Below are 15908 nucleotides of genomic sequence, written 5' to 3'. Positions count from 1 at the left end.
TGTCGTAAGCGCCGCGAAGGTCATCGTTGCATGGGAATTTCCATCAACAGCACTTCGGCGCCATTGCTGTCCGCCTTCAACGCGAATTCGTTCACATCCCACACGCCCATTCCATCGCGTTGGTTCAATGCCACACCGTTCACGGTGAAGTCTCCCTTGATCACGAACACGTACACACCGTTCGTCGGATCTTTCAACGCGTAGTTGGTCGAGGCACCCTTGTCGAACGAACCTAGGTGGAACCATGCGTTCTGGTGGACCCACACCCCCTCGTCATCGGCGCGTGGTGAGAGGATCTGTTGCAGCCGGTTGTGCCGCTTGGCGGGGTCAAGAGTGATCTGGTCGTAGCGGGGCGCCACATTGCGCTTGTTGGGGAAGACCCAGATCTGGAGGAACTTCACCGTGCTGTCCGCGTTCTTGTTGAACTCGCTGTGGCGGATGCCCGTTCCCGCGCTCATCACCTGCACATCGCCGTTGCGGATCACGGCCGTATTGCCCATGCTGTCCTTGTGCTCAAGGTCCCCCTCCAGCGGGATGGAGATGATCTCCATGTTGTCGTGGGGGTGCGTTCCGAAGCCCATGCCCGGAGCCACGACGTCGTCGTTGAGCACGCGCAGCACTCCGAAATTCATGCGATCCGGATCGTAGTAGTTGGCGAAGCTGAAGGTGTGGTGGCTGTTCAACCAACCATGATCGGCGAGGCCGCGTGTGGCGGCTTTGTGCAGGACGGTGTTGGCCATGATGTGCGGTGTTGCGGAAGGCAGATGTTCGAAGCCCAGTACGGCTGGTGCGGTATCCTCTTGGGCTTGCAGCGCTGGCCCGGCGATCGCGGCGGCGCCCGCACCGAGCAGGCTTTTCTTGAGGAACTCCTTGCGATCCATGGTTGCTGGTTTGTGTGGACAAAGATCCCGTGATCACCAACGCGGCATCATTGAACTGGGACAAGAAGACCTGTCAGGTCTTGCCGACACGGCGCGCCCGCAGCTTGCTCAGGAACTCGGGGGTAATGCCCAGGTAGCTAGCAATCATGTGCTGTGGCACCCGGTTGGGCAGGTCCGGGAACCGTTTCAAAAACGCCTCGTAACGCTCCTCCGCAGGCCAGGCCATGGTGGCGAACAGGCGGTCCTGCAGCGCGCCGAGGTTGCGCTGCAGCATGATGCGGAACACGCGTTCGAGGGCCGGGATGTCGCGGTAGAGGTCCTCCTTCTTGTCCTTATGGATCAACAGCAGCTCGCTGTCCTCCACAGCCTCGATGAACAAGCGCGAGGGCTTGCCTTCCACCACGCTCACCACGTCGCTCACCCACCAGTCCTCTACACCGAACTGTAGCGTCACCTCATGCCCGTGCGCATCCAGGAAGTAGCTGCGCACGCAGCCTTTGTTCACGTATGCTTCGAAATCGCACTGCTCTCCGGCGCGCAGTATCAAGGTCTTCTTGACCACCTGCTTTACCTCCAGCGCCTCCAGGAACCGTTGCTGCTGCTCATACGGCAGTGTGGTGCAGCGCGAGATGTTGCCGATGATGCGCGCGAACCGCTCTTCGTTCATGTGCCGAAGATGGCACGCTCAGCGTTCGGGTACGTAGCGCGTCGTGTTCGGATGGAAGGTGCGCCAGCTGTGCCAGAATTCCTGGTATGAGAGAATCCTCGTCCTGCTTGTGGTCTGCGCGTCAGTTTCCTCACCCGTGGTTGGATCCACCAATCGTTCAAGGGGGGTGGTCGACAGGAGAAGCACCTCGAAACCCGAGGAGTCCCTGGCCATGTGCATCCACCCCAGAGAGTCCAGGTGCACCGAAGAGACCGGCATGGACACGGTAATGGTATCCCCTCCCAAGGTATCGGCAATTTCCCCTAGACGAAGAAGCTCGTTCCAGTCATAGGCCCGCGCCACACCATTGTGCACCACTCCCACCACCCAGCTTTTGGGCTGCCAGCTCGCGGTATCGCGATATTCCAGCTCGCTGTCGATGGTGCCCTCATCGAAACCCGCTAGCCCTTTGTACTGTTCCGCGAAGTTGCCGTCCGGCTGCATCACAAGTCCTTGCGGATGGGCCTCCACGAATTCGCTCAGTGTCATTTGCTGCGATGGCACCTCCGTGAGCGTTTGGCCTTTCAGTGGCCCAGCGATGCATTCGCCCGTGGCCTGCCGCCACCAACTGCCCGTGCGGCTGTCCTCGAACATCGCGTTGAAGTGGTCCATGCCCACCAGACGGAAGTGTTCTTGCCTTCCATCAACTGTGGGATCCCACACACGCCCCGTTCTGCACACCGTGCAATAGGTGACCAATACCGGCTTGCCGCCCACCGTGTCATCGACCTGGTGATGGTAACCTATGAGTTCGATCGGGTAGGCGCGCGCGTCACCGTTGTGCTCCACCGAGATTGCCAGGTCGTTGCCCGTACTGTCCGTAAGCACCGGAGGCTGCATCACTTTGTTCTTCGGCGGCAGGAACATCTTGTCGGCCATGAACTTGAAATTGAACGCGTAGATCACCAGTGCGCCGAACGCAACCGGGACCAAAACGACCAGGCGCGTCCAGACCCCGCTACGTTTCACGTAATGGATGAACGGGCCGATCAAGAAGGTCAGGCCGACCAATCGCACCCACCAGATGTTGTTGTGCAGCCAGTAAGCGATGTTGACCTGTCGCAGGTCCGTGGGCACGTCTTCCTGACTGTCCGGAAAGGGCATGATGTAATAGACCCTGAGGATCTCCGGCACCGTGATCAGTAGGCACCCCAGACAGAACAAAAGCAATCGCACGCCCCGATCTTACAGGGTATTGTCCGTCTTCACCCCTGCCCAGTGCCGATCGGCCGTGCGAATTCACGGATCCATCGAACGCCGGTACGGGACCCCACAAAGACGCTGTACCTGTCTTAACTCATGGTAAATTCGCGGCCCGTTACCATGGCCAAGCGCACCGCCCCCGAAGCCACCGACCTCGAGTCGCTGCCGTTGATCGATGAAAAGGACATGCGCCAGTTCGTGCTACAGGTGGGCGAACACCGGGCACGCATGGAATACGACTTCCAGGGTGATCGCATTTTCCTGACCCAGACCGAAATACCCAAAGCGCTGGATGGCCTGCCTGTGGCTGATGCGCTGGTCCTGAAGGCGCTCATGTTCGTGGAGGAGAAGCGCTGGAAATTGATCCCGGTCAGCATGCATGTGAAGACCTATTTGCGCGAGCACCCGGAGTGGAAGCGCCTACTGCTGAAGGGGCTGAACGTCTGACCCGCGCGGTCGTTCATTAGCACCGCCGAGTGCGCCAAAGGTTGGTGCAGCATGGGGTACCGTTAACTTGGCCGCCCTTTTTCAACATGCTGTGAATAACTCCACCGCATACGACTTGGTCGTCGTTGGTGCTGGTCATGCCGGCTGCGAAGCCGCTGCTGCAGCGGCTACCATGGGTAGTCGTGTGTTGCTCATCACCATGAACATGGGTGTGATCGGGCAAATGAGCTGTAATCCGGCTATGGGCGGGGTTGGTAAGGGCCAGATTATCAGGGAGATAGATGCCTTGGGTGGCTTCAGCGGGCTGGTGAGCGACCGCAGCACGGTTCAGTTCAGGATGCTCAACCGCAGCAAGGGGCCGGCCATGTGGAGTCCCCGGACACAGAACGACCGGATGCGGTTTGCCGAGGAATGGCGCCTCGTGCTCGAATCTATCCCCAATGTCCATTTCCTCCAAGACCAGGTCGTCTCATTACAGGTCGATCGGAACGGCGGCACCTATATGGTGAGCGGAGTGCGTACTGCATTGGGCAATACCTTTCTGTGCCGCGCAGTGGTGCTTACTAACGGCACCTTCCTCGGGGGTGTCATGCACATCGGGGATAAACAATTCGGAGGCGGACGGGCGGGCGAGCGTGCAGCGCACGGGATCACCGAACAACTGGAGGAGCTGGGATTCACCGCCGGCCGTATGAAGACCGGCACGCCTCCACGAGTGGATGGCCGGAGTATCGATTACGGTCAGTTGGAGGAGCAACGTGGAGACGAACACCCCAGCAAGTTCAGCTTCTCTCCCACTACCCGGCCGGTCGAAAAACAGCTGAGTTGTTGGATCACCTACACCAGTCCGGAAGTCCACGACATGCTCCGCAGCGGGTTCGATCGCAGCCCCATGTTCAACGGCCGCATCCTCGGAAGGGGCCCGCGGTATTGCCCAAGTATTGAGGATAAGATCGATCGCTTCGCAGACAAGGACCGGCATCAGATCTTCGTCGAACCCGAGGGGTGGAACACGATCGAGACATACATCAATGGGTTCAGCACAAGCCTTCCTGAGGATGTGCAGATCGCTGCGCTACGGCTTCTCCCAGGCTTCGCCAATGCGCGCATGTTCCGGCCTGGATATGCTGTTGAGTATGACTACTTCCCGCCGACCCAGCTTAACCATACTCTCGAGACGAAGCTGGTGGACGGGCTCTATTTCGCCGGCCAGATCAATGGTACCACGGGCTACGAAGAGGCGGCTTGCCAAGGCTTGATGGCGGGTATAAATGCGCATCTGAAGGTCCGTGGTGCGTCTCCTTTCGTCCTTGGGAGGGATGAAGCATACATCGGTGTGCTGATCGATGATCTTATCTCCAAAGGCACGGAAGAGCCTTACCGGATGTTCACCAGTCGGGCAGAGTATCGCATCCTGCTCCGGCAGGACAACGCAGACGCACGCCTTACACCAAAGGGGTTTGAGCTAGGCTTGGCCAGTCGCGGTCGTTTGGAACGGCTCAATACCAAGATCCGCCACATTGCAGAAATGCAGATCGGCTTACGTGGGGAAAGTGTCGATCCGAAGCTTGCCAATACCCACTTGGTTCCACGTGGAACATCCCCGCTGAAGCAGCGCATTCGTGCATCTGATCTTTTACTTCGCCCACAACTGGGCATAGGCGACCTCGAGCTCTTGGCCCCGGCGTCGTGGTCGTTGCTCCCGTCTTTCGGCGACTTGGCAAATGAAGTGCTGGAGCAGGTTGAGCTTACTGCGAAATACGAAGGCTATATCGAGAAGGAAAGTGCCTTGGCAAGAAAGTTGACCCGCCTAGAGGATATTCCGCTGGACCCCGCTTTGGAGTACGCCCTCCTAGCCTCGCTCAGCATAGAGGCCCGTCAAAAACTTAGTGCTGCGCGTCCCACCACCCTAGGCCAAGCAAGCCGTATCAGCGGGGTTTCGCCCGCCGACCTTACCGTACTGTTGGTCTACCTCGGCCGATAAAAACTCCTTGTTCCACGTGGAACATCGCCATGGAAAACCTTGAGCAATGCCCCCTGTGCAAAAACCGCGGGTTGAACACCTTCCTCAACGTACCTGACCATTACCTGACCAAGGAAGTCTTCACCCTCACACGTTGTACCCACTGTGGCTTCGCCTTTACCAATCCCCGCCCGAACCCAAACGAACTCGGCCGCTACTACGGGTCCAGCAACTATATCAGTCATAGCAATCGTGCTCGAGGTCTGGTCCCTGCTCTATACTACTTGGCACGATCAATAGCTCTTCGGGCCAAACGCCGCATGATCGCCCGGCTCACCTCCGGCAAAACCGTATTGGACTACGGCTGTGGGGCAGGTGCCTTCTTAGCGCACATGCGTTCGTGCGGATACACGGTCGAGGGTGTCGAGCCCGGTGACGAGGCGCGAGCAATTGCCCGCCGGACAGCATCATGCCCCGTACACCCATCCCTGGCCGATCTCACCCAGCACAGATTCGATGTCATTACACTCTGGCACGTCTTGGAACACGTTCCGGATCCAACCCAGACACTTTTACAACTCACAAGCCTGCTCTCGCCCAACGGGATCCTCCTGATCGCAGTACCCGACGTTAGCAGCTGGGACTCGCAACACTACGGCTCCCTCTGGGCCGCACTCGATGTCCCTCGTCACCTTTCCCACTTCCGGCCCAGGGACCTGCACCATCTCGCTGGCCAAAGCGGGCTTCGCCTCGCGCTCACCAAACGGTTATGGTTCGACGCCCTGTACATCTCCATGCTATCTGAGAGGTACGCCGGCCGGGGCCCCATTCCGGCATTGGTCCTGGGTCTAGCCAAGGGCACCTACTCCAACCTTGTCGCGCTCAGTACTGGCCGCTCCACTTCCAGCATGCTCTATGTTCTAAAAAAGACACATTGAGCCTGTGGCCCCATTGCGACGTCTCTGCTGGCACTTACACCCCTCTTGGGTACTCTACCCCTTCTGTGCTGTTATACCGCATCTAAGCCCAAAGAACTGCGTCAGTGCTATGCGTCTGATACTCACGTATTTGTCTGTTGCGAGGTGCATATCTCTCCCACATAGCTTCGCAGCCCCTTCATTTTGGAATGATCACCGCCAAACACCCCATTCAAGAGCTCCTCGGCGAGCTAGCAGTCGAACAGTCCCAAAGCGGCCAGTCCGACGGCCGATCCTGGCTTCCTTCCGCGGGCAGCCCGATCCCGTCCATCTCGCCGGTTGATGGCAACGTCATCGGCCACGTCCAGTCCGCGCTCCGCAACGAATACAATGCCTGCATTCGTTCGGCGCAACAAGGCTTCGCGGAATGGCGCACTTGGCCAGCACCAAAACGCGGCGAGGTGGTGCGTCAACTTGGGGATGAGTTGCGCCTGCACAAGGCCGCACTCGGGCGCCTGGTGAGCTATGAAATGGGCAAGAGCCTGCAAGAAGGACTGGGCGAAGTGCAGGAAATGATCGACATCTGCGACTTCGCGGTTGGGCTGTCCAGACAGCTCCACGGGCTCACCATGCACAGTGAGCGGCCGTCGCACCGCATGTATGAACAATGGCATCCGCTCGGGGTGGTGGGTATTATCACGGCATTCAACTTCCCTGTTGCTGTGTGGAGCTGGAACACGGCCCTCGCTTGGGTCGCGGGCAATGCATGCGTGTGGAAGCCCAGTGAAAAAACGCCTCTCTGCAGCGTTGCCTGCCAGAACATCGCGCAGCGGGTCTTCGAGCGCAACAATGTACCCGCCGGAGTCAGCGTTGTGATCAATGGCGGGCGCGAAGTAGGGGAGTGGCTCGCCGCCGACGAGCGCATTGCACTGGTGAGCGCAACCGGTAGTACGCGCATGGGCAAGGCAGTGGGCCGGGTAGTAGGGGAGCGCCTTGGGCGTTCATTGTTGGAACTCGGTGGCAACAATGCCATCATTATCTCCGAGCGTGCAGACCTCGACATGGCTTTACGCGCTTCGCTTTTCGGGGCCGTGGGAACAGCAGGACAGCGCTGCACCACCACGCGCCGTTTGATCATCCACGAAAGTGTTTACGATCGGATGAAAGAGAAACTGACGCGCGCATACGCTCAACTTCGTATTGGCGATCCGCTTGATGAACACAACCACGTGGGTCCTTTGATCGATCGTGCGGCCGTGGAACAATACACCCGCGCCCTGTCCTTGGCCAGCGCGCAAGGCGGGACCATTGTAGTGCCGGGCGGTGTCTTGGGCACTGCCGAACACGCGAGCGGCTGCTACGTCAGGCCCGCCATTGTTGAGGCGCATCCGGAAATGGACATTGTACAAGAAGAAACCTTCGCGCCGATACTCTATCTCCTACGCTATTCGGGGCCGCTCTCGAACGCGATAGCCATCCAAAACGGAGTGAAGCAGGGCTTGAGCAGCAGCATCATGACGAACGACCTTAGGGAAGCGGAAGAGTTCCTGGGTTCCGCAGGGAGCGACTGTGGCATAGCGAACGTCAATATCGGCACAAGCGGTGCTGAGATCGGTGGTGCCTTCGGCGGCGAGAAGGAAACCGGTGGGGGGCGGGAGAGCGGAAGCGACGCTTGGAAAGCTTACATGCGCCGCCAAACCAATACCATCAACTACGGTAGTTCGTTGCCCTTGGCACAGGGTATCAAGTTCGACGTGTAGAGGGCCGTTGACGCGTATGGTGCCGCCGGTATATTCGGCGCCCTTGATGCGCTTGCGCCCCTCCCACTGGATCGCCCTTGCTCTTTCACTGGTGCTTGCTTCGTGCAGCGCGCCCGTGGTAAAGAAAGCGACCGAACCCATCACTGGTCCTTGGTTGTTCACCTTGGACATCGGTGGTGGCAACCATTTGCCCTTCAACGTGGAACTCACGCGTGACTCCACGCGGTGGGCGCTAACGGTCCTGAACAGCACGGAGCGCATCGCCGTGGATCAAGTGGTCATCGCTGGCGATTCCTTCCATGCCCAAATGCCGCTTTTCGATTCGGAATTCATCGGGGTCTTCACCTCGGACTCCTCGCTTTCGGGACGGTGGTTGAACCATCTGAAGGGTCCCGATTATTCCATTCCGTTCCACGCCACCGCCGGCCGTTCAGAGCGGTTCCTTGGTGTTCCCAACCAAGAGCCGCGTGATCTGTCGGGCTCGTGGGAAACCCATTACAGCATCGGCACGGCGGATGCCTACGCGGCCATTGGCCAGTTCGAACAGCAGGGGCCGCGCATGCGTGGAACCTTCCTCACGGAAACCGGCGACTATCGTTATTTGGAGGGAGTGGTGATCGGGGACTCCCTTCTTCTATCATGCTTCGATGGCTCGCACGCGTTCCTCTTCAAGGCCGGGTGGCAAAGCGATAGTTTGATCGGCCGCTTCTGGAGCGGCAATCATTGGCAGGAGCCGTGGGTCGCGGTCCGCAATCCGGCCTTCACCCTGCGCCACCCCGATTCCCTGACCCATTTGCGTGAGGGATACGCTATGGCCGATTTCCGCTTCCCGTTGATCGAGGGCGGTTATGTGAGCCCCTTGGACTCGGCACACGTTGGCAGGGTCATCATGGTGCAGGTCATGGGAAGCTGGTGCCCGAACTGCGTGGATGAAACGGTGCTTCTGGACGAGATGTACGCCAAGTACAACCACGAAGGTCTTTCAGTGGTCGCATTGGCCTTCGAGAAACAGAGCGACAGCCTGAAGGCCATTGAAGCGTTGAGGAGGTTCCGGGACCGGTTGCATGTGAAGTACGAGATCGCCTACGCTGGTCGGGCGGGAAAAGAGGAGGCCGCGGAACGCCTTCCGTTCCTTGATCATGTGATGAGCTATCCCACCTGTATCTTCATAGACCGCGCAGGCAGGGTGCGCCGCATCCGCACAGGCTTTTATGGCCCTGGCACCGGTGACCACTACCTCAACTACCGCCGCAACCTGGAGCTGTTCATTGAACGGATGCTTGCTGAGCCCGCTGTCGTTCGCAAGGCTGCCTAGTCGTTCTCCTTTTCCACTTTGCCGTCAACCACCAGCCGTTGCTCGCGGTTGGCAACATCCCATGCCGTGTGGAAGACGAGCAACGTGCGTTGGTGCAAGAGATCGAAGCGGATCTTCTCCACCTCATCGCCGGGTTGGTGGTAGTCCTCGTGAACGCCGCTGAAGAAGAAGACCGCCGGAACACCCTTCCGAGCGAAATTGTAGTGGTCGCTCCGGTAGTAGAACCGATTGGGGTCTTCCGGCGCATTGAACGTTTCATCGAGGTCGAGCCTGACGTAGCGTTCATTGGCCTCCAGGGTGGCCTCATGCAGTTGTGTGCTCAGCCTGTTACTACCGATGATGTACACGTACGGTGGGCTGGCGGAGTGCGCACTGTCGGTCCTTCCGATCATATCGATGTTCAGGTTGCACACCGTGGACGTCAGTGGGAAAACAGGGTGTTCACTGTAGTGTTCAGAGCCCAACAGGCCCTTCTCCTCGGCGCTCACCGGCATGAAGAGGACGCTGCGGCGCGGTCCGTGACCGTTCTTCCTGGCCTCGGCAAAGGCTTGGGCCATCTCCAGCAGCGCGACAGTGCCTGAACCATCATCGTCGGCACCATTGTACACCTCGCCATCGTGCACACCGATGTGATCGTAGTGGGCCGTCACCACAACAAGTTCGTCCTTTTTATCCGTGCCTTCCACATACGCCAGGACGTTCTCGCTTTCGATCGGAGTACGCACGGGCCGGTCAAGAACACTGATGACGGCCTCAATGGACCTTGTCTTCACCGCCCGGCCCTTCCGCACCGACTTCAGGGCTTTTGCCCAAGCGATGTTTCCATGGGAAAGGATGGCCATGGCCGGACCGGCATCGACCAACATGACCTGCAATCCATCAACCGGCTTGCCCTCTTCGTCATCCGCCAGGCGCATTCGTGTACTGCCCAACCAGTGCGCGTACTGTGCTGCCGTCGCATCAAAGTCCTCGAGTGCGATAAGCAACAACTTTCCACCCTGGCCGGAGAAGGACCCCGTCAGCGTCCTGAGCTTCTCCAGTATTGCTACCGATCCGGGTTCTGTTTTAGGCACAAGGACCATGGCCGCGCTCGCCTCGGGAGGCAACCCGGCCAGTCCTGATTCGCCAGTGAACCAGATACGATCGAACGACCGATCGTCGGTTGCGCGCTTGGAGAAATAGATCTGGTCTTCCAGGAACTTGTAAGCAACTCCGTCGACCTGCAGAACAAGGGCTCCGGGTTGCTCAATGACCAGGTCGAACGGCTGAAAGTAGCCATCCCTCATTCCGCTTGAAGCGTGGTGGGGCAGGGGCTCGATACCGAACGATCGGAACTGTTCCTTCAGGTAGTCCGCTGCCATTTTCTGGCCGCGCATTCCTGTTTCCCGGCCTTCGTATGCATCACTGGCCAATACGGTCAAATGCTTACGTAGGTCAGCCTCCGTGATGGTCTCTGCGTAACGGACCTGAACACTGTCGCGCTGGGCGATCAGCACGAACGGCATGACCCAACCCAGCATCGAAACGGATCTCTTGTTCATGCGGTGATCATGACCGTGTTCCTTCCTCGATCTTCGCCACTCGGCGTTGGTGCCTGCCACCCTCGAAAGGAGCCGTCAAGAAAGCGTCCAGGATCGTCACTGCCTCCTCATCGGAGATGAACCGTGCCGGCAGTGCCACAATGTTCGCATCGTTGTGCGTGCGTGCCAGCCTTGCCACTTCTTCGTTCCAAGCCAAAGCCGAACGCACACCATGGTGCTTGTTGGCAGCCATGTTCACACCGTTACCACTGCCACAGATCAACACGCCCAACTGTGCATTTCCGCCTGAAACGGCTTCAGCCACAGGATGAGCGAAATCGGGGTAGTCCACGCTATCGGCCCCTCCGTAGCCGTGGTCCGACACGTGATGCCCCATTTCCTCCAGATGCCGGACCAGTTTGTTCTTCAGAACGGTCCCGGCGTGGTCGTTCCCGATCGCTATGTTCATGGAGTGCCTGTACGGCAAAGATAGACGGGCGACCAGCTGGGATCCCAGGGATCGTGGATGGATCGTGGGATCGGCCATGGAGATCCCGGGAGAACTTCTTCGGGATCGAACGATCGTTGATCGCCATGATCGATCGTTCCGTTCCCACAAGGATCAAGTTTCGATCATTCTCCATACCCGCCTTCAACGATCGTTCCACTGTTCATAAGCCCGTATCTCATCCACATGCACCGTCTTCAACCATCATCCTTCGATCGTTCGGTCATCTACGGTTCCTGCGACCAGTCCATCTTCCCCGGGCTATGAGGGCACGATGGATCGTGGATGGATCGTTGGCTACTTTTGAGAAGTCCTTGCCGTGCTGATCGACGCAACGGCTTTCAACACAATGAACAGGCCTACTAGAACTATGATCTTTCTTTAGAAAGTAGAAGATGAAATACATTGGTGTGTTAGTGTGGATGATGTTCGTCGCACAAGTGGCGAACGGGCAGGAGGGGTTCGTGCAATACAAGCACCCCAACGGGCGCGTGAGCAGCGAGGGCACTTTGGTGGACGGCAAGCCGGAGGGGTGGTGGAAGACCTATTATGACACTGGCGTGCTCAGGAGCGAAGGCAACCGCAAGCAGTTCCTCTTGGACAGCGTTTGGCGGTTCTATTCGCCTGAAGGAAAGCTGACCAACGAGATGACGTATGCCGCGGACAAGAAGAACGGTGCGCAACGGAAGTTTTCGGCGGAAGGGAGACTTGAGAGCATTGAGATCTTCACGAATGATATCAGGGAAGGGGATGCTTTGTACTACAATGGCGATGGTACTGTGCACAAGAGGATCCCGTTCGAGAAAGGTGTTGAACAGGGAAGGGGCTACGAGTACTCGGCAGACGGGCGGATCACCGCACTGCTTTCCTACGGAGGAGGTGTCCTGCGCAAGCGGGAAGAGATCAACAGGACGGATGCCAGGGGCTGGAAGCAGGGCCCATGGAAGGAGTTCTATCCGGGGAGTGCGGATGGCAGACCAGGCAAGGTGAAGTGGGAGGGCGTTTTCGTCGACGACAAGCGCCAAGGAGTGTTCAAGGAGTATGACGCGAACGGCAATCTGAAGGACCTGAGCAAGTTCGATGCGGGAGAGGTGCAACAGAACGCGGCGGAAGCGGAAATCCTGAAGATCAAGAGCACGTATCACCCCAATGGAAAGCCGGCCACAACGGGGAGCTATGGCAAGGATGGCAGCAAGCAAGGCCTGTTCAAAGAGTTCGCCCCTGACGGTTCCATTGTCTCATCCAGCATTTTCCGCAACGGCCAGTTGATGGGCAAGGGACCCGTGAACGAACTGGGCGTGCCCAACGGAATGTGGCAGGAGTTCTATGCCAGCGGCGAATTGCGGGCGGAGGGTGAATACAAGGAGGGCAAGCGCGAGGGTGAGTGGGTGTATTACCACCGCAGCGGCAAGGTGGAACAACGGGGTAGATATGCGAACGGCCTTGCGCAGAACACATGGAAGTGGTTCTACCAGAACGGGGCCGTGCACCGCGAGGAGAACTATCGCAAAGGCCGCGAGGACGGTTCAAGCGTGGAATATGACAGCCTGGGTGTTGTGATCACCCAAGGCGAGTACATCGACGGTCGAAAGGAAGGAGAGTGGGTCTATGTGGTTGGTGACCACACGGAACACGGCCAGTACAAAGACGGCTTGAAGGAAGGCGTGTGGAAGCACGAGTACGAAAACGGAAGGACCAGTTTCATCGGCGAGTTCGTTTCCGGGGAGCCGCAAGGCAAGCACCGATGGTACTTCCCGAACGGACAGCTGCGCATGGAAGGCAAATACACCATGGGGCTTCAGCAGGGCGATTGGCAGCTCTACGATCCGGTGGGCTCCCTCAAGATGACCATACGCTACGTGAACGGCGAGGAAGTCCGTATCGATGGTGAACGACTGCCGGTTCCATCGGAAGGAGGCGACGAACAATGAGCAGGGCCCGGCCCTTGCCCGCGCTAAGTTCGTGGCGTGGAAAGGAGTGCTGATATGCGCACGGAAGCACCGACAGGTGAGGCATTGGAGCAGGCCTATCTTGACCTGAAGCGCCAGTACGACAACTTGGTGGGGAAGAACGTTGCAGGCGTTTACCGCTCCACGCTGGAGGGGACGTTCCTGGAATGCAATGATGCCATGGCCCATATGCTGGGCTACAAGGATCGCGCGGAACTGCTGGTGATGGACACCCGGGAATTGTATTTCAGCGAAGCAGACCGAAGACAGTTCGTCAAGGACCTTGCAGCGAACGGCCGGCTCATCAACTACGGTCTTGTCCTGAAGCACAAGAGCGGACGTCCCGTGCATGTGCTGGAAAACGTTTTCATGGGCACGGAAAACGAAGAACAGGCCACTATTGAAGGGACCTTGGTGGACATCACCGCCTACCGTAACGCAGAAGTGGAGCAACGGGCGTTGATGGAGAATTACCGGCAGTTGGTGGAGCACGTGAGCGATGGCATCATCATCGTGATGTCGGGCAGGGTGCGATATGCCAACCCGGCCGCGGAAAGACTGACCATCCGTGCGGCATTGACCGGAGAGGAATTCATCGGCCTCATCCATGAAGGGGACCAGCCACGGTTGCGTGGTTGGCTGAGCGAAGTGCCGGCCAATGGCCACAGCCCGGCCATCGAAGCCAGATGGATGGCGCCGGATGGATCCGCTCGCGAACTATTGCTCACCGCATCGACGATCCGCTACGAAGGTGCGGTGGCGATCCAATTGAACATGGCGGACCGCCGCGAAAGGGACCGTCTTGAGCAGGAGCGATTGCGTGCCACCATCGCCGAGGAGGTGAACCACGTGTTGCGCCAGGAGATCGATCGCCACAGGCGCACGCAGGAAGAACTGGGACGCTCGAAACAATTCGCACGGAGCCTGGTGAACAGCTCATTGGACTGCATCATTGCCGTGGACCGCACCGCTACGATCACCGAGTTCAATCCGGCGGCCAGTGTGAAATTCGGCTATGAACCGCACGAGGTACTGGGAAAGCACGCAGGCATGCTGTACGCGGGGCCTGAAGAACATGCGCGCGTTTTGCGAGAGTTGGACGCCCACGGAGCCTTCGCTGGCGAAGTGCGCAACGTGGACCGCGAGGGCAACCACTTCGTCTCGTTCCTTTCTGCCAGCAGGTTGTTCGCCGAGGATGGTTCCTTGTTGGGTTCGATGGGCGTGAGCCGCGACATTACCAAGGCCAACAAAGACCGAGAGAAACTCCATCACGAGACCGCCAAGCTGCGAGCGTTGTTCGAAAGCGGGGATCACATGTTCTGGACGGTGGACAGGGAGATCGCGCTCACCAGCTTCAACCAGAGCTATTCGGACATGGTGCACCGGCTTTACGGCATACGCCCCGAGGCGCGGACCAATGCGTTCGAGCCGCGCAAGCGCTTCGCAAGCGATGCCTACCACCGCTTCTGGGAGGACAAATACGCCGGTGCTTTCGAAGGGCGCACCATGCGGTTCGAGACGGAGGTGAAAGCCCATGACGGAAGCTTGGTGTGCAACGAGATCTTCCTGAGCCCCGTGCTTGCCGCGGACGGTACGGTGGACGAGGTGTTCGGCCTTGGCCACGAGGTAACTGAACAAGTGATGGCCGAGCGCATGGTCCGTGATCGATCAGCTCGGCTGAAGGCCATTTTCGAGAACAGCGCCAACGTGATGATCTGGACGCTCGACCGCGACTATAGGCTCACGGCGTTCAACGAGCACTTCCACCATAGCAATCTCCGTGGCTTAAGCATCGACTACAAGGTTGGAGACCCGTTCATTGACGACATGAAACAGCGCGTGGCCGGTGGTCTCTGGAAGCCGATCGTGGGGCACTATGAGGCGGCCATGCGCGGGGAGCCGCAGCATTTCGAAGTGGAGCTGGACAACGGTAGGGGCCGCATGCTCTGGGTGGAGAATTTCCTGAACCCCATTGTGGTGGACGGCAGGGTCCAGGAGGTGAGCTGCATTGCGCACGGCATTACCGACCGCAAGGACGCGCAACGGAAAATGCTGGAGAACCTGCACGAGAAGGAGGTGCTCCTGAAAGAGGTGCACCACCGGGTGAAGAACAACCTGCAGATCATCAGCAGCATCCTCAATCTGCAGAGTTCCTATGTGGGTGGGGACAAACGCATGCTGGAACTCTTGCGCGACAGCCAGGACCGTGTGCGCAGCATGTCCTTCATCCACGAAAGCCTTTACCAGACCAAGAACTTCAGCAGTATCGACCTGGGCAGCTACATCGACAGCCTTGCCCGCAACCTCATGTTGAGCTACAGCCTATCGGGGAAGGTGAAGCTCAACACCGACGTGCAGAAAGTCGAACTCGGCCTTGACCAAGCCATACCCTGCGGGCTCATCCTGAACGAACTGCTCAGCAATGCCCTGAAACACGCCTTTCCGGGCGGGGGAGAGGGCGTCATTGACCTGAGGGTGCTGTTGGACGGGTCCAGGGTTTCCATCACCGTGGCCGACAATGGGGTAGGTCTCCCGGCCGACTTCCACGACGAGCGCAGCGCCAACCTCGGGCTCCAACTGGTGCAAACCCTTACCGAGCAGATCGACGGGCGCATCCAGCGAAAGCCCGGAAAAGGTGCCCGGTGGGTGCTCACCTTCGACCGGAGCCCCGCAACAGGCAACCAACGCATCGGAAAGCCGTAGAAACGCCCCGCAAGCATACCTTTGAACGTAACCAAC

12 protein-coding genes are annotated in these 15908 nt (G+C 58.6%); 7 read left to right on the top strand and 5 right to left on the bottom strand.

The annotated features are described in order from the left end of the window. Positions 1-20 precede the first annotated feature (20 nt). The 3 genes from IPJ76_08055 to IPJ76_08045 form a co-directional block, all read right to left on the bottom strand. Positions 21-881, bottom strand: a complete 861-nt coding sequence (locus IPJ76_08055) for a pirin family protein (GenBank protein ID QQR88147.1) — start codon at positions 879-881, stop codon at positions 21-23. Between the two features lie 73 nt (positions 882-954). Beyond that, positions 955-1548: a Crp/Fnr family transcriptional regulator gene (locus tag IPJ76_08050; protein QQR88146.1), complete on the bottom strand. Its 594-nt coding sequence runs from the start codon at positions 1546-1548 to the stop codon at positions 955-957. Between the two features lie 18 nt (positions 1549-1566). Further along, positions 1567-2763 carry a DUF3179 domain-containing protein gene (locus IPJ76_08045; GenBank protein ID QQR88145.1) on the bottom strand — a complete coding sequence of 399 codons (1197 nt, stop codon included), beginning with the start codon at positions 2761-2763 and terminating at the stop codon, positions 1567-1569. Between the two features lie 147 nt (positions 2764-2910). Between IPJ76_08045 and IPJ76_08040 the strand changes: the two genes are divergently transcribed. The 5 genes from IPJ76_08040 (at position 2911) to IPJ76_08020 (ending at position 9192) form a co-directional block, all read left to right on the top strand. Then, entirely contained in the window at positions 2911-3237 is a 327-nt protein-coding gene (locus IPJ76_08040) for an N-acetyltransferase (GenBank protein ID QQR88144.1), read from the top strand. A gap of 67 nt (positions 3238-3304) precedes the next feature. Beyond that, entirely contained in the window at positions 3305-5221 is a 1917-nt protein-coding gene (mnmG, locus tag IPJ76_08035) for a tRNA uridine-5-carboxymethylaminomethyl(34) synthesis enzyme MnmG (protein QQR88143.1), read from the top strand. Between the two features lie 29 nt (positions 5222-5250). Then, positions 5251-6138, top strand: coding sequence for a class I SAM-dependent methyltransferase (locus IPJ76_08030; protein ID QQR88142.1), 888 nt, complete (start codon positions 5251-5253; stop codon positions 6136-6138). Positions 6139-6326: 188 nt separating this feature from the next. Next, positions 6327-7877, top strand: coding sequence for an aldehyde dehydrogenase family protein (locus tag IPJ76_08025; protein QQR88141.1), 1551 nt, complete (start codon positions 6327-6329; stop codon positions 7875-7877). A 46-nt stretch (positions 7878-7923) separates the two neighbouring features. Then, on the top strand, positions 7924-9192 hold the full coding sequence (locus tag IPJ76_08020) for a TlpA family protein disulfide reductase (protein ID QQR88140.1): 1269 nt from the start codon (positions 7924-7926) through the stop codon (positions 9190-9192). Here IPJ76_08020 and IPJ76_08015 read toward each other — a convergent pair. Both IPJ76_08015 and rpiB read right to left on the bottom strand, forming a co-directional pair. Next, positions 9189-10568: a M28 family peptidase gene (locus tag IPJ76_08015; GenBank protein ID QQR88426.1), complete on the bottom strand. Its 1380-nt coding sequence runs from the start codon at positions 10566-10568 to the stop codon at positions 9189-9191. The two genes, IPJ76_08020 and IPJ76_08015, sit on opposite strands and share 4 nt — an antisense overlap. A gap of 172 nt (positions 10569-10740) precedes the next feature. Next, positions 10741-11181 carry a ribose 5-phosphate isomerase B gene (gene rpiB, locus IPJ76_08010; GenBank protein QQR88139.1) on the bottom strand — a complete coding sequence of 147 codons (441 nt, stop codon included), beginning with the start codon at positions 11179-11181 and terminating at the stop codon, positions 10741-10743. A gap of 434 nt (positions 11182-11615) precedes the next feature. On the opposite strand from rpiB, the gene IPJ76_08005 reads away from it, so the two are divergent. Further along, on the top strand, positions 11616-13151 hold the full coding sequence (locus tag IPJ76_08005; GenBank protein ID QQR88138.1) for a hypothetical protein: 1536 nt from the start codon (positions 11616-11618) through the stop codon (positions 13149-13151). A 36-nt stretch (positions 13152-13187) separates the two neighbouring features. Next, a complete protein-coding gene (locus IPJ76_08000; GenBank protein ID QQR88137.1) occupies positions 13188-15872 on the top strand; it encodes a PAS domain S-box protein in 2685 nt (894 codons plus the stop codon). Positions 15873-15908 lie beyond the last annotated feature (36 nt).

It is taken from the genome of Flavobacteriales bacterium (assembly GCA_016699575.1).
GTDB lineage: Bacteria > Bacteroidota > Bacteroidia > Flavobacteriales_F > PHOS-HE28 > PHOS-HE28.
The sequence above is the reverse complement of the archived record's forward strand: the minus strand, read 5'-3'. Positions and strand labels throughout refer to the sequence as shown.

Coding starts and splice junctions, on each gene's coding strand:
- IPJ76_08055 (QQR88147.1), bottom strand. CDS start 881: ATGGATCGCAAGGAGTTCCTCAAGAAAAGCCTGCTCGGTGCGGGCGCC.
- IPJ76_08050 (QQR88146.1), bottom strand. CDS start 1,548: ATGAACGAAGAGCGGTTCGCGCGCATCATCGGCAACATCTCGCGCTGC.
- IPJ76_08040 (QQR88144.1), top strand. CDS start 2,911: ATGGCCAAGCGCACCGCCCCCGAAGCCACCGACCTCGAGTCGCTGCCG.
- IPJ76_08030 (QQR88142.1), top strand. CDS start 5,251: ATGGAAAACCTTGAGCAATGCCCCCTGTGCAAAAACCGCGGGTTGAAC.
- IPJ76_08025 (QQR88141.1), top strand. CDS start 6,327: ATGATCACCGCCAAACACCCCATTCAAGAGCTCCTCGGCGAGCTAGCA.
- IPJ76_08020 (QQR88140.1), top strand. CDS start 7,924: ATGCGCTTGCGCCCCTCCCACTGGATCGCCCTTGCTCTTTCACTGGTG.
- IPJ76_08015 (QQR88426.1), bottom strand. CDS start 10,568: ATGCGCGGCCAGAAAATGGCAGCGGACTACCTGAAGGAACAGTTCCGA.
- rpiB (QQR88139.1), bottom strand. CDS start 11,181: ATGAACATAGCGATCGGGAACGACCACGCCGGGACCGTTCTGAAGAAC.
- IPJ76_08005 (QQR88138.1), top strand. CDS start 11,616: ATGAAATACATTGGTGTGTTAGTGTGGATGATGTTCGTCGCACAAGTG.